The organism is Flavitalea plasmicola (genome assembly GCF_030546645.1).
Lineage (GTDB): Bacteria > Bacteroidota > Bacteroidia > Chitinophagales > Chitinophagaceae > Puia.
Genome location: NZ_JAUOTO010000005.1, coordinates 47,141 through 61,878 on the forward strand (window position 1 = coordinate 47,141; position 14,738 = coordinate 61,878).

At 52.6% G+C, this 14,738-nt stretch carries 13 protein-coding genes; 10 read left to right on the forward strand and 3 right to left on the reverse strand.

The annotated features are described in order from the left end of the window. Positions 1-83: 83 nt before the first annotated feature. From Q4E93_RS18460 to Q4E93_RS18495, 8 genes are read left to right on the forward strand one after another with little or no spacing between them, the layout of a single operon-like run. Entirely contained in the window at positions 84-1,010 is a 927-nt protein-coding gene (locus tag Q4E93_RS18460; protein WP_303587688.1) for a TerC/Alx family metal homeostasis membrane protein, read from the forward strand. Next, positions 1,007-3,676, forward strand: coding sequence for a bifunctional UDP-N-acetylmuramoyl-tripeptide:D-alanyl-D-alanine ligase/alanine racemase (locus tag Q4E93_RS18465; protein WP_303587690.1), 2,670 nt, complete (start codon positions 1,007-1,009; stop codon positions 3,674-3,676). The genes Q4E93_RS18460 and Q4E93_RS18465 overlap by 4 nt, the downstream gene beginning before the upstream one ends. 42 nt (positions 3,677-3,718) lie before the next feature. Further along, positions 3,719-4,420 carry a lipoprotein signal peptidase gene (locus Q4E93_RS18470; protein ID WP_303587692.1) on the forward strand — a complete coding sequence of 234 codons (702 nt, stop codon included), beginning with the start codon at positions 3,719-3,721 and terminating at the stop codon, positions 4,418-4,420. 45 nt (positions 4,421-4,465) lie between these two features. Further along, the gene (locus Q4E93_RS18475; protein WP_303587694.1) at positions 4,466-5,047 is read left to right on the forward strand and encodes an RNA polymerase sigma factor; all 582 of its coding nucleotides are present in this window, start codon (positions 4,466-4,468) and stop codon (positions 5,045-5,047) included. Beyond that, positions 5,044-5,490 carry an anti-sigma factor family protein gene (locus tag Q4E93_RS18480; RefSeq protein WP_303587696.1) on the forward strand — a complete coding sequence of 149 codons (447 nt, stop codon included), beginning with the start codon at positions 5,044-5,046 and terminating at the stop codon, positions 5,488-5,490. Before Q4E93_RS18475 ends, Q4E93_RS18480 begins: the two co-directional genes overlap by 4 nt. Positions 5,491-5,545: 55 nt before the next feature. Beyond that, positions 5,546-5,989 (forward strand): hypothetical protein, encoded by a 444-nt coding sequence (locus Q4E93_RS18485; protein ID WP_303587698.1) that lies wholly within the window; start codon positions 5,546-5,548, stop codon positions 5,987-5,989. A gap of 14 nt (positions 5,990-6,003) precedes the next feature. Then, positions 6,004-6,744, forward strand: coding sequence for a hypothetical protein (locus Q4E93_RS18490; RefSeq protein ID WP_303587700.1), 741 nt, complete (start codon positions 6,004-6,006; stop codon positions 6,742-6,744). A 13-nt stretch (positions 6,745-6,757) separates the two neighbouring features. Next, positions 6,758-9,241 (forward strand): M1 family aminopeptidase, encoded by a 2,484-nt coding sequence (locus Q4E93_RS18495; protein WP_303587702.1) that lies wholly within the window; start codon positions 6,758-6,760, stop codon positions 9,239-9,241. A gap of 38 nt (positions 9,242-9,279) precedes the next feature. On the opposite strand, the gene Q4E93_RS18500 is transcribed toward Q4E93_RS18495, so the two are convergent. Beyond that, positions 9,280-9,543 (reverse strand): PDDEXK nuclease domain-containing protein, encoded by a 264-nt coding sequence (locus tag Q4E93_RS18500; RefSeq protein ID WP_303588856.1) that lies wholly within the window; start codon positions 9,541-9,543, stop codon positions 9,280-9,282. A 212-nt stretch (positions 9,544-9,755) separates the two neighbouring features. After that, positions 9,756-10,421 (reverse strand): hypothetical protein, encoded by a 666-nt coding sequence (locus Q4E93_RS18505; protein ID WP_303587704.1) that lies wholly within the window; start codon positions 10,419-10,421, stop codon positions 9,756-9,758. A gap of 111 nt (positions 10,422-10,532) precedes the next feature. On the opposite strand from Q4E93_RS18505, the gene Q4E93_RS18510 reads away from it, so the two are divergent. Together Q4E93_RS18510 and Q4E93_RS18515 are read left to right on the forward strand one after the other, a co-directional pair. Beyond that, positions 10,533-11,489: a hypothetical protein gene (locus Q4E93_RS18510; RefSeq protein ID WP_303587706.1), complete on the forward strand. Its 957-nt coding sequence runs from the start codon at positions 10,533-10,535 to the stop codon at positions 11,487-11,489. Positions 11,490-11,548: 59 nt separating this feature from the next. Further along, positions 11,549-11,731, forward strand: coding sequence for a tyrosine-type recombinase/integrase (locus tag Q4E93_RS18515; RefSeq protein ID WP_303587708.1), 183 nt, complete (start codon positions 11,549-11,551; stop codon positions 11,729-11,731). Between the two features lie 235 nt (positions 11,732-11,966). Here the strand turns inward: Q4E93_RS18515 and Q4E93_RS18520 are convergent, their stop codons facing one another. After that, positions 11,967-14,723, reverse strand: a complete 2,757-nt coding sequence (locus Q4E93_RS18520) for a T9SS type A sorting domain-containing protein (protein ID WP_303587710.1) — start codon at positions 14,721-14,723, stop codon at positions 11,967-11,969. Between the last annotated feature and the right edge of the window lie 15 nt (positions 14,724-14,738).

The following is a 14,738-nucleotide window of genomic DNA, read 5'->3' on the forward strand; positions in this document are numbered from 1 at the left end:
AGGCTGGGAGGGGGGTGAAAATTCCACACTCCGGTGGCGGGGCCGCGCGGACAGATTGGGGGCTAAACCCGTACCTTTATATTATGAGCCCATCGAATGTTTCGTATCTCACATTTGGCGTTGTTTTATTATTGGCTGTGATTTTTGACCTGGGTTTGCTGAGTAAGAAAGGGGCGGAGGTCACCATCCGGCGGGCGTTATTCCAGACGGGGTTCTGGGTATTGCTGGCCCTGGCGTTCTTTGGCTTTCTGTGGTATGAGAACGGGCATAAGATCGCCCTGGAATACCTGAGCGCCTACCTGATGGAATGGAGCCTGAGCATCGATAATATCTTTGTTTTCATCCTCATTTTCACCTTCTTCGGCGTGAAGCCTGTTTATTATGGCCGGGTATTGCTGATCGGTATCCTGATGGCCATTGTGCTGCGGATCCTCTTTATTACGGTGGGTATCGCGGCGGTGACATGGCTGCATGAGCTGCTGTATGTTTTTGGCGGCTTCCTTGTCTATACGGGTATCATGATGTTCAAGGCGAAAGGGGAGGAGGCGGTGAATGTGGAGGAGAACAAGGTGTACCGGTTGCTGAGGCGCATCGTTCCCCTGACGAGCACGGACGGGGGCGGCCGGATGAGTGTGATCATAGACGGTAAAAAGCGGTTTACCAACCTGTTCGTAGTGGTCGTATTGCTGGCCACGACGGATGTGCTGTTTGCACTGGACTCCATTCCGGCAGTATTCGGCATCAGCCGGGAGAAGATCGTTATTTATACTTCCAATATATTCGCGGTGCTGGGGCTGCGCTCCCTCTTCTTCCTCCTGCGGGGCGCGGTGGAGCGTTTCAGCCACCTGCAGCAGGGGATCGCGGTGGTGCTGATCTTCGTGGGGCTGAAAATGGTGGCGGAGATCGTAGACTTTTATCTTCCCGTGTACGTTTCCTTATTGGTGATCCTGCTGTGCATCGGCACGGCCATCGGATATTCTATGTATACTTCTACAAGAAAAAATAAATGAGTTACGGTATTCGTCATATAGCCGGGATCCTACAGGGCCATTTTCTGCAATTCCGGGGGGATGACGGGATCGAGCACCTGCTGCTGGACAGCCGGCGCCTGATCTTTCCGGATACCTCGCTGTTCTTTTCGCTCAGGGGTCCCCGGAGGACGGGGGGCTTGTTCATGGAGGAGCTGTATAAGCGGGGGGTGCGGAACTTTGTGGTGGAGGAGGGGGTGAGTGGGGAGCTGCAAGCTGCGAGCGGCGAGCTACGAGCTACGAGTGGGGAGCGGGGAGCTGCAAGCTACAAGCTGCAAGCTGCAAGTGATGAGGTAGGAGTTGGGAGTGATGAGGTAGGAGTTGGGAGTGATGAGGTAGGAGTTAGGAGTGATGAGGTAGGGGCTGGGGGTGGGAGCGATAAAGTTGATTTCTCGGGGGCCAATATCATTGTCGTGAAGGACACGCTGGCGGCCTTGCAGCAGCTGACGGCTTTTCATCGCCAGCAGTTTACGCTGCCGGTGATCGGCATTACGGGCAGCAACGGGAAGACGACGGTCAAGGAATGGCTGAATCAATTATTGGAGGATGCGTACCAGATCGTGCGCAGTCCCAAAAGCTATAATTCGCAGATTGGCGTGCCGCTCAGCGTCTGGCAGCTGAATGACTCGCATGAGCTGGCGATCTTCGAAGCGGGGATCTCGCGCCGGGGGGAAATGCAGCGGCTGGAGAAGATCATCTGCCCTACGATCGGTGTATTTACCAACATCGGGGGGGCGCATAGCGAAGGGTTTGCCAGCAGCGCGGAGAAGGCGGGAGAAAAGCTGCAGCTTTTTAATGACGCGGATATCCTGGTATATTGTAACGACCAGCCGGAGACGGTGGCGGCGGTGCACAAGTGGGTGCAGGGAGGGGCGAGCGCCCGGCCTTTTGCCTGGGGTAAAGGAGAAGATGTTGCCGTGCGGGTGGAGCAGATGGAAAAGAAAGCCGGCTGGACGTCTGTCACGGGCCGCTACCTGGGACAGGAGCTGCTGCTGCATATTCCTTTCACCGACGATGCCTCTGTCGAGAACGTCCTGCATTGCGTTTGCGTCATGCTGATCCTGGGACGGGGCGGCGAAGACATCAACCTCCGGCTGCAGCAGCTAACGCCCATCGCCATGCGCCTGGAGCTGAAAGGCGGCATCAATCACTGCTCTATCATCAACGACAGCTATAGCGCGGACCTGACATCGCTGTCCATCGCGCTGGACTTCCTTTCCCAGCAGCGGCAGCATCCGAAACGCACGGTGATCCTCTCGGATTTCCTGGAGAGCGGCCTGGATGAAAAAACGCTCTACACGACCATCGCCCGGGCGCTGTCGCTGAAAAAGGTCGACAGGCTGGTGGGCATCGGGGAACGTATCAGCGCGTTTGCGCCGGCGATGGTGGAAGTGTTCCGGGGCGCTGCGTCGTTCTATCCGTCCGTAGAGGCGTTCAGAAAAGATGTGCACCAGCTGCATTTCCGTGACGAGACCATTCTCCTGAAAGGGGCCCGTGTCTTTGCGTTCGAGGAGATCGACCGGCTGCTGTCCGAGCAAATTCACCAGACGGTGCTGGAGATCAACCTCAACGCCATGACGAACAACCTGGGGCAATACCGTCACCGCCTGCCGCCGACCACGCGGCTGATGGCCATGGTAAAAGCCTTCTCGTACGGCAGCGGGAGCTTTGAGATCGCCAACCGGCTGCAGCGGGATGGGGTCGACTACCTGGGGGTGGCCTATGCGGATGAAGGAGTGATCCTGCGGAAATCGGGGATTCATATGCCGATCATGGTGATGAATACGGAGAACAGCTCATTCGATCTGCTGGTGGAATACAACCTGGAGCCCGTGATCTTTTCTTTTAATTTACTGAACGCTTTCGACAAGTGGCTAAAGAAAGAAGGGGTGCTTACTTTTCCCGTGCATGTGGAGCTGGAGACGGGGATGAACAGGCTGGGCTTTTCCACGGACGGCGTAAATGATATGGACGGCCTCCTGCGTGCTTTGAAAGGGGCGAACTTCAAGATACAAAGCGTCTTCAGCCACCTGGCTGCGAGCGAGGAAGCGCAGCAAGATGACTATACGCATCTCCAGGCGGGGATCTTCCGGGCGGCGGTGGCCAGGCTGCAGGAGGCGCTGCCCTACTCATTCCTGCGGCATATCGCCAACTCGGCGGCCATTATCCGTCATCCGGACCTGCAGCTGGATATGGTGCGGCTGGGCATCGGGCTCTATGGTGTCGACAGTGCGGACTCCCATCAGCTGGAGCTCCAGGACGTCTCAACCCTGAAGTCCACCATCGCCCAGATCAAACGGCTGAAAGAGGGGGAAACGGTGGGTTACAATCGAAGGGGTATTGCGGGAAAGGACACGGTCATTGCCACGGTCCGGATCGGGTATGCGGACGGCTATCCGCGCAGTTTGGGCAATGGGGTGGGTAAAATGTGGGTCAAAGGGAGGCTGGCACCCGTCATCGGGAGCGTCTGCATGGATATGACGATGATCGATATTTCGGGGATGGGGGACGTGCACGAGGGCGATGAGGTGGTGGTCTTTGGCAAGGAGCTCTCTGTCAATCAGTTGGCGCACTGGGCCCAGACTATTCCCTACGAGATCCTTACGGGGGTAAGCCAGCGGGTGAAGCGGGTGTATTTCGAGGAATAGGATGTATATTTGTCCCTTTAGTTTAAATATAATATTGTTATCGTGAAGGCTAGAACCGTATTTCTCATCGTGTTGCTGATCATCGTGGCCGACCAGTCCCTGAAGGTCTGGGTCAAGACCCATATGCCCCTGAGCCATCCTCCGGAGATCTTCCGGGAGCAGGTGTCGCCCTATGACAATGGCATCAAATTGCTGGGCAGCAAGGCGCAGATCTATTTCGTGGAGAATGAGGGCATGGCCTGGGGCTGGAAATTCGGCGGCACCTGGGGTAAGATGGCCCTCACCCTTTTCCGTCTCGTGGCCGTCGTATTCGGCATCTATTATATACAGACGATCATCAAGAAAAAATATCATCGTGGCTTTATCATCTGTGCCGGCCTGATCTTTGCCGGCGCCCTGGGCAATCTGCTGGATAGTATGTTCTACGGCCTGATCTTCGAAGAGAGCACTTTCGACCATGTCGCCAAAATATTTCCTCCGCACGGCTATACTTCCTTCCTGCATGGCAGGGTAGTGGATATGTTGTATTTCCCGCTGGTGAAGACGCATTATCCTTCCTGGTTCCCCTTTATGGGCGGCGAGGATTTTGAGTTCTTCAGCCCTGTCTTCAACCTGGCAGATGCATCCATTTCGGTGGGTGTGATCACGATCCTGCTGTTCCAGAAGAAGTTCTTCCACAAACCTACCGATACGCCCGCTCCTGCGCTGGAAGAGCAGACGAAAGTGGACTCGGTACAGGCGTAACAGAATCTGCAACATTTTTCCCGGCGGCCTGTCAAATGTCAGTAAGTGGACCATAACAGCATAAACAGACAGGCGGAAAAACAACTTGTTGAAAGAATATTGCAGGGTGACAGCCGGGCATTCGAAGCTGTTATAAAAAGCACGGAGCGCCTGGTGGGACAGATAGTCGGCAGAATGATCGGGAACGCCGAGGACCGGAAAGATATCATACAGGACATTTACCTGAATACGTTCAAGCATCTCCCGGGCTTCCGGCATGCTGCCAGGCTTTCTACCTGGATCGGCCATATTGCCTATAACACCTGCCTCAATTTTCTCGAAAAACGACGACTTATTCTTCCGGGCGAAAACTTCCTTCCGGAAGAGGAGGAAAATGCGCAGGCATCGAATGCCATTGAATCCCTTATCGCCCATAAGCAGCTGACGGCAATATTGTCGGAAAAGCTGGCGCTGCTGCCACCTGTCTACCGGACCCTCATCGTCCTGTTCCACCAGGAGGCAATGAGCTATTCGGAGATCGGGGAGATCACTTCCCTGCCGGAGGGCACCGTAAAAAGCTATTTGTTCAGGGCGAGGAAGCAGCTGAAGGAACATGTGCTGACAGCTTATAAAAAAGATGAACTATGAACCATCACCATCTTTCTGACACGGACATACAGGAATATGTGCTGCACAGGGAAAATTGCAGGCAGGAGGCCATCGCACACCTGGATGCATGCGATCTATGCATGAGAAAGGCGGCCAATTACAGCCTGCTGATCGAAGCGATGGCGCTTATGCCAGCAACTGCCGTGGACATGGAAACCACCGCATCGATCATGGCCCGGCTGCCTGCGGGCCGCAGGCGGAGCCGGCGGGACAGCGTATTGGTTTGCCTGCTGGCGATGGCAGGAGGGGTCATCGTCGTACCCGGCTATCTTTTCCGGAGGTCTTTCCTGCAAGTCCTGGAAAATGTCCCGGCCCTGCTGCTGTGCCTGGTAGTGGCAGCCAGCCTGGTCATCCTGCTTTTCCGTGGACGGGCATTGCTGAAACATTATCAGCGCCGGATGAAGATGCTGGAATTTTCCTGATCTTTTTGCAACTATTTACAGCAGTAGCTGTCTGATCCTTTATACGCATAATATAATGAAAAGAATAATCGCAACTTTCACGGTGTTTCTCTCTGTCGCCGCTGCATATGCCCAGGACCGTAATGAGCCGTTGATCGACAGGGGGATGATCCGGGATACATTGAATATCGGCGGTATTTTGATGGTGATGTATATCATTACCTATTTAATACTCGAGATCCTGCAACGGAACCTGGATCATCGTCTAAAAAGCAAGATCATCGAGTCCGGCACCCAGGAGGGTATCGTCAGCCGTCTGCTGGCCAATAAAAAGAGGGACAACCGGAAGGTCATATTGCAATGGATCTGTGTATTGCTCAGCATCGGGGGCGGCCTCAGCATCATCAATTTTGCCCAGCCCTTCGGACTGCATTCGATTGCTATCATGGCCTTTAGCCTGGGCGCGGGCCTGCTGGCCTACTACCTCATCTCGGGCCGTGCGGGCAAGGACGACCTGTAAGTAAACAAGCATTTATGAAACTCACCTTTTTTCTGATCGCCTTCTGCCTGGTATTCCTCCGGGTGTATTTCAAGACACCCTGGACGGGAAATGGAGATAAGAACCATGTCTCCATCACCATCAAGAGCGGTGACGATTACGAGCAGATAAAATACGCAGGGAAGATCGAATTAAGCGAGGATGAGAGGGCCATCCGGAGCATCTCTCCCGGAGGCTACATTAAATACAGGCACAATGAGGTGAGGCTGCTGGCGGAAGGCGGGATCCAGGAGAAGATCAGCTATGAGATCCGGGACCATGGCGAGGAGCTGGATGCGGATGCGGAAGGCAGGCGGGTGGTCCGGGAAGCGCTGAGGGAGATGATCGCTTTTGGGTTCGGCGGACGTGACAGGATGATGCGCTTATATGAAAAAGGGGGCAACAGGGCATTGCTGGATGAGCTGGATCATCTGCGATCGACTGATGTCAGCCGCAGGTACCTGGACTTTGTGCTCAGCAGCCACCCGCTCCCACAGGAAGATATAAGCGCTGTCATCGCCAGGGTGGGGTCGATGGGTTCCGATGCGGACAAAGTGCATGCGCTGGGCCTGTTGATCGATGCGGACAGTATATCAACCCATAACTGGATAGGCATTCTCTCTGCTGCCGGCAAGCTGAATGCCAATGAGGAGAGGCGCCGGCTGCTGCTGCCGGCGGCTGACAAGATCCCCGGGGACAGCCTGGTAAGATCGGCTTACGAACAAGCGATTCATTAGTAAAACCCATCAAATGCGAACTATTATTGTCGTGCTGGCCGCGCTATGCGTCGCCGGCCTCTCCCGCCATGCCGTGGCGCAACAGGGATATTTTGGCCAGCCGGCCCTTGCGGGCTACCGTGCGACACCCGAAAGGATCAATGACCTGGTACACACCAGGCTGGAAGTAAGTTTTGACTATAAGAAACGCTACCTCTATGGCAGGGAATGGATAACGCTCCGGCCGCATTTTTACCAGACGGACTCCCTGCGGCTGGATGCAAAGGGAATGGACATCAAAAGGATCACTTTGCAGGAGAAAGGCGCTGATATCCCCCTGGCCTTTAGCTATGACAGCCTGACCATCGCCATTACATTGCACAGGATGTACAGGCATACGGAAAACTATACCCTCTGCATTGAATACACCGCAAAGCCGAATGAATTAAAAGGCAGGAGCAAGGGGGAAAAGGGTCTTTATTTCATCAATCCCGACAGCAGCGAGAAGGGCAAGCCTGTACAGATCTGGACGGAGGGAGAGCCGGAGAGCGCCTCCTGCTGGTTCCCGACCCTGGACCAGCCCGGCCAGAAGACAACGCAGGAGATGGTCATAACGGTGCCTTCCAAATACGTCACGCTTTCCAATGGCAGACTGGCATCACAACAGCGTAATGGGGATGGAACACGGTCCGATACCTGGAAAATGGACCAGCCGCATTCTCCTTACCTGTTCATGATGGCAGTGGGCGATTTCAGGATCCACCGGGAATACTGGCACGGCAAGGAGGTGGCTTATTACCTGGAGCCGGACTATGCTGCCTATGCCAAAGATATTTTCGGCAATACCCCGGAGGCGATGGCGTTCTTCTCGCGGGTGCTGGGAGTGGATTTCCCCTGGAATAAATATGCCCAGGTCGTTGTGCGGGATTATGTCAGCGGTGCAATGGAAAACACTTCCGCCGCCTTGTTTGGGGAAGCCACCCAGGGTACCCGGCGGCAACTGATGGACAGGTATTATGAGGCGGGCATCGAGCATGAGCTTTTTCATCAATGGTTCGGCGACTATGTGACTGCTGAAAGCTGGAGCCATCTCACCTTGAACGAATCATTTGCCGACCTGGGCGAGATCCTTTGGCTGGAGTATAAATATGGAAAGGATGCCGCGGATGAACATGTTTATGATGGCTTACAGGGATATTGGAACAACGAGGACAATGCGTCGAAAAAACTGGTTGAATTCAATTATAAAGAGGTCAAAGAGGTTTTCAACGGAGTGACCTACCAGAAGGGTGGGCGCATCCTGAATATGCTGCGCCACTACCTGGGCGATGAAGCATTCTACCGGGGGCTGCATATCTATCTTACGGAGAATGCCTATAAGCCCGCGGAGGTGCCGCAACTCCGGCTGGCAATGGAAGCGGCCAGCGGCAGGGATCTTAACTGGTTCTTCGATCAATGGTATTATCGCGCCGGCCATCCCATCCTGGATATCACCTTTCGTTGGGACCAGGATGCCGGCAAAGAGGTCGTTGCCGTACGCCAGCTGCAGGAGGGTCCGCCTTTTGTGCTGCCTGTATCCATCGATCTGTATGCCGGCGGCCATAAACAGCGCCAGCGGGTATGGGTGGTCGGTAAGGCCGACACCTTCAGCTTCCCGATGCCTTCCAGGCCTCAGCTGGTGAATTTCGATGCGGAAAGGGCGCTGGTGGCGCGGGAAAAGGATAATAAAACATTGGAGGAATATGTCTACCAATATTTTAATGCCCCTCTTTTTGCCGACCGTTCGGAGGCTGTCAAGACGGCCGCATCGCACCAGGAAGACCCGGGGGCGCAAAGCGTGATCCTTTCGGCCCTGTCGGATAAATATTCAGGCATACGGAACCTGGCCATCAGGATGCTGAACAGGGATCATGAAGATATCAGGAATGCCAATGAGCAATTACGCCATCGCGCCTTGCCGGTGCTGGCGAAGATCGCGGACGGGGATAGCAATACCCTGGTTCGGACGGCTGCCCTAATCACGCTGGCGATCCTGAAAGACCGGCGTTATTTACCTGTATTCGTCCGGGCGCTGGATGGCGGATCCTACAGCGTGCAGGGTGCGGCCATCACTGCCATTGGAGAAATAGACTCCATAGCCGCCATGAAATACGCCAAGACATTGGAGAAGGACAACCAGGGGCCGCTTACCCAGGCGATTGCGCGTGTGTATGCGAAGTACGGTGGGGAGGAACAATGGGCATTTGTGTTTCACCGGTATGTAAATGGGCGGTTACAGGATAAGATCCATCTGATGGAGGTGTTTGCGGCCATGATCGGCCGCATTGAAAGCCCTTCCCTTGCGCAGGACGGTATCAGCGAGCTGAAGCGGATAGCCATACAATATAAGAAGGATGGCGCCGGGAGCTATGTATCCAAGTTCCTGGATGTCATCAAAGACCAGCGTGCCGCAATGAGTGACGCTGCCTCTTCCCGCGCTGCGGCGGATGCCCTGGCCGAGATTGCGGCGGCGCCATAAAACTGGAAGAGCAGGGCGCGGGTGGATTCGGTGCAGGCTTAGGGAGTTTTAAGGAATTGAATTTCTCTTTCCAATTCTGCTTTCAATTCCTCAACTGTGGGAAGAATTAATTTATACTTCGAAGCGAAGATTTGTTTGCTTTCTTCCAGAATGCTATATTTTACTAATGCCTGATTTTTTTCAGCGCAAAGAACTATGCCTATGGTGGGATTATCGCCTTCTGTAGTATGCAAATCCTCGAACATGCGAACATACATATCCATCTGACCGATGTCCTGATGCGTCAGCTCATTTAATTTCAGGTCTTATGTTGCGTAGACGGTTATGTGGTATTCCAATAATATTGAATTGATTTTTAATTGATTATATCATATGGACGTGACATAAGGTTTAATCGTTGAGGTCGCTTTCGTCAATTGAATTTACAAGATTTCACCCGCTGGAGGTTCAGTCGCGAAAATAACTTTCTCTCAAAATCAGTTCGAATGCGAATCTCCTTGTACGTAAGTGGTTATTATAATTTACTTTGCTCGACTCTGGCTATATAATATTCAAACTCGAGATAATTGCCTTTTAAGGCAACACAACGATTTAAATGCTCTTGATATTCTTCAGAATTGCCACTTTGCAATCCTTTGGCAGCTTTATAAAATTCAACTTTGCATTCCTTTCTATTTTTCAAAATTTCGTGTGTTTGCTCTTCCCACATTTTATTAAGGTCCAATTCTGATATCTGACCGAGGAGGAATAAGGGGATGGTTGTCTTTCGTTTTTTGAGTTCTTTTGTCGCTATTTTTAATATATCTAATCGGTTTAGTTTAATGGCCAGGTAGAAAAGAATAGAACCAGGAACAGATATGTCACTTGTGTACATCTTTAACTTTGGATTTTCAACGGGGTATTTAAAATACCCAAGCGCCTCCTCGATTTCCTCCATTGCATAATAGCAAAGCCCAATATTCAGATAGGTTCCGTCACTTATCCGATTTACGTTGTGCTCAATGTCGTTCAATAGCAAATAATCCTTAAGAGCCTTTTCATAATTACCCCGCAAAAACGCAGATATTGCCCTGGCCCTTAAATCAAAAGTCTCATTTGTCTTGGAATAGTTCTGATCGGCAATTTTGTAAGCAGATTCAAAATCGTCTATAAAAATTGAGTCCCAAGGGTTTATTGTCATCGTTCTTTCCAGTTATAATTGGGCACAAATACCCAATAATCCCAAATATAGGCAACATAGAGTGGTTAGTCAATCCTCCTTTTTATCTTTTATAAAAAAAGGAGGTCAACCATGCTACATCAAGTGATCAGAAGGGCTTACTACTTAAATAAGCACCTGGAAGCACCGCTACTCAACGAGCGGGAAGAATATCTGGAATACCTGGCCGGTAGAGGACTTTACCGGGAAACGCTGAAGATTATAGCGGAGTATCTATTACGAATAGTTGAGTTTCTTCATTTGGAAAAAGAAAGGCTTGTCTCGATTGATGATATCGAAAGGGCTGCATCGGCCTGGGCAAGGTCGAAACACCATCATCCAATGAAAAAGACATTCTCCAAATCGGGAGCCAAGAAGTTTGTCGTGCTGTCAATAGATTGGCTGAAAAGGATCAATCGTTTAGGGGAACTTCCGGAAGACCGAATCCCCTTATTTAATCGGCTGTTTGAACGAAGGCACACTCGCAAGCGCCTTACTTCCGCACCCCTTTTACAGGAACGCCTTTTGTACTTACAGTATTGGGACAATCTCAAAGCCAGAGATGGCACCCTGCGTAGAATGGCACAGTATCAATTGCTCATTATGGATTTATTGCGCTGCCATACCATCCGGAAGATATCTATCCACGAAATTGAGAAAGCTGCGGAAAGATGGGCTAAAAATGAAAAGGTGCGCCGAAGGGACAATACGTATTCCAGGTACTCCAAAAGACGATTTATCTATGACGCCGTAAGCTGGTTCAAGATGCTGGATTGCCTAACAGCAGAACCTGAGCCGCTCATCCCGTTCCAGGATTGCCGGGACAAATATCTTGATTATATGGTGCAGGAGCAAGGTCTTGCAGAGGAAACCGTCTACGGCAGATCCTGTTTGCTGAAAGACTTTCTGGCGAACATTAACGAACGGGTGCAGACGTTTGCGGCAATTTTGCCCGGTACGATTGATGACGTACTGATAAAGAAACATGATAGAGACGGATTATCCCGAAGGTCCGTTCAATCCTATGCGTCCGTGGTCAGGTCGAGCTAAAGCGTCTTTTTGATGGGGCGTTGAGCTATCAAACGAACAAATGCCATATCGAGCCTTATATGGTTCGCATATCCCTGATCCTGACCTATACATTCGGGCTGAGAGTCCATGAGACTTTGTCTATTACACTCGGAGATATGGATATGGATAACCTGGTGATCACCATCCGGCAGTCGAAGTTCTATAAATCAAGGCTAGTTCCGTTCAACCAGCTGATCTTGTTTTCCACAATTTTATCCTGAATTATAGCGCCAAGGTACTAAATAAAGTAGTGAATACTAAAAAAAATAGCTATTCGATGGAGTAATAAACCTGGTCGATGCGTCCATTTCAATGGGCGTGATGGCGATCCTGCTATTCCAAGATGTGCAGAGCCAATAAAGGATATCAAAAAAGAATATGAATGGAATGATAAAATAAAAAACTGACCGGAAAGGCTCCGGTCAGTAAACTATAAGGGTACGGATCAACTCATTTTCATTTCGCGTACTTCACCATCTTCTGGGTGAAGATCTTATCTCCTGTCGTCAGCTGCAGGATATACGTCCCGTTGGATAGCCCGCCCAATCCCCGGATCTCGAAATTGTTCAACCCCTGGGTCAGCGTCTGCTGCTGGACTTTTACCACCCGGCCATACATGTCCACCAGGCTGAGGCGCAGGGTGGCATTGCCGGGACTGGCCAGCTCCATGGTGATATGGTCGGTGAATGGGTTGACCAGGCTGCGGATGGCCAGCTCGATGCTGCCGTCGCTCACCATTACCTGGCTGCTATAGGTGCTATAGGTTCCGGATGTCAGGCGCAGGCGGTAGTAACGTGCTCCTGCCAGCGGCGTGAGATCTGTAAACTGGTAGCTTGCCCCCAGGCCGGCCCCGGCCTGTCCATGTACGGTGCCGATGGACGTGAACCTGCTGCCGTCATCACTGCTCTCCACGGTGAAGATCAGGTCATTTGTCTCTTCGGTGGACACCCATTGCAGGAAGCCATAGCCGCCTTGTCCGTCCCCCGGCGTATTTTTCACCTGTCCTTTAAAGCTCAGGAGCCTGACGGGCAGAACGATATTACAGTTGACGGCTTTGATGATCTTGGGCGACAGGGTGATGAACGAGCAATTGGGGTTGCTCAGGTTGGCGGTGGTGCTGGCGACGGTGATCCGGTATTTGATCAGCGTGTCCACCAGGTTCAACCTGAAATAGCGGGTGACCAGATATTCATATTGGCCAGTGCCTGCGTTGTACACGGGCGTTCCGCTGCCGGAAGCCGGCTTGCCTGTCGTGTCTACGCCGGTGGTCGTCCAGGTGACGCCATTATCCATGCTCTTCTCCAGCTTCCACTCTGTATAGTTATTAAAAAAGGAGTTCACTTTAAAACGGACGGTGTCGTCTGTTCCCTGGCAAAGCGTATCGGGTTTGTTGGGGGTGAGGACCATGCTGGGGTAACAGGAGGCTACGCCGATGTCATCGATCGCCCAGTCATTACCGCCGCCGCCGGGGGCATTGTTACGGATGCTGACGATCATCGTGGTCTGCGTGGGGCCCGTCAGATACGTGAATCCTTTCTGCACCCATTGCCCGGTGTAAGGCATATTACCCGTGGTATAATAATCATACCCGTTGATATTAAAAGTGAGGTTGGGTTGGACGCCGGATGAGTCGCCGGGCCCCGTGGGAATATACCCGCTGCTGGTGTTGCCTGTCCCGTTGGAGTCGCAGCCGCAATGGGAACAGATGTTGCGGAACCAGGCGGTATACTGATAATAGGTGTTGGGACATAAGTTATATACGGTATCCAGGAAGGCGGTGTCTGTCCGGTAAGCGGCGTTGACGACCACCATATATCCTCCGCTGGCGCCGTTGAGGTCATCGGTGGGCGGATTGCCCAGCAGGGGATTGGTGGCGCCTGTGTGGTCGCCAATGATATCCCATACGCCGAAGATCCTGTGATTGCCGCCGTCGGGGATGGAGTAGGCGGTGTTGGAGGTGGCATAGCCGGTGGCGAGGGTCGTGCCGCCGCTGGTGTTATTGGACACGCCGTAATAATAGTCCTGGGGCATGGCGGCACTGTTGGAAAAAGCGGCATAAGTATAATTGGCCGGCACTTTATTGGAGGCCGTCCTGTCCTTTACATTCCCGGAGCCGAAGGTTCCGCCGTATTCATTGATCAGGGCATTGGTGCCTACGGAGTTGGCGCAGAGGCCATAGTTCTTAAACACCATGATAGTGTTGGAAGGGAAGATGATGCCGGCGGGCGCATTGCCGGTGTTGTAGCTGATGGTGCCGTTGCCCACGTCGATCTGCGAGCCATAGCCGCCGGTGACGCGGATCCTGTAAGACACTACCATGATACAGGTGGTGCCATAAAAATTCGGTTTGCTGGTGTTGGCGATATAGCCTCCGGTGGTGCTGGTGGCGGCGGCACCCATATTGATGGTGATGGCGGACCCGCTGATGCTTGCGGCATCGCCGTCAGCGGCGTCGGTGAACTGCTGGTATATCTTTCCTTCATTCGTCAGGATCCGCAGCGTGCCGGGAACATAGCTCGCATTGGTGGGAATGGCGTCGGTGAAGGTAGTGTTGAAGGTTGCGTTGGCTTTGACGACCATGGTGGCGCGTATCTCCAGGATATCGCCTGTCTCCACGGTACCCCCCGTGGTGCCCTTGGTGATATTCACATAGCTCTTCCCATAGTCGACCGAGGAATTGGAGGGGTTGGTGACACACATGGAGAACGTCCAGCTATTGGTGGTGATCGTGCCCGTACTGGTGTTCGTGTATACCCGTACGTAATAGGTATTGCCGACGGTGAGTCCGCTGCCTCCGACGGTGTTGCCTACATTGAGGGAGAGGCTGTTTGAACTGGCGGCGGGATTGCCTGAAACGCAGGCGATGGACGTCATCGATCCGCAGGCGCCTGACAGCAGCTGTATGACGGCGGTGGCGGCCTTCAGATTGGAGCCCATGCCATTCATGTTGATGGTCGGCCAGGGGTTTGTCGCGACGAATTTAAACCAAACGTCGGCGGAGCCATTATTGCCGCATCCGGCAGGGTTACCTGTGGACGGGGTCATATTTTTCAGGTTGCCGACGGAGGCAGAACAGCCCGCGCTCACCGTCAGGGCGGGTGCGCCCGAACAGTTGTCGGATGCCTGGGCAAGACCTTTTTTCGAATACAGGAAAAGTAGGCCGATGGCTAGAAAAACCTTTACGAACAGGGTAGGTGTAAAAGTAGTTTTCATAAGAATGAATGGTAA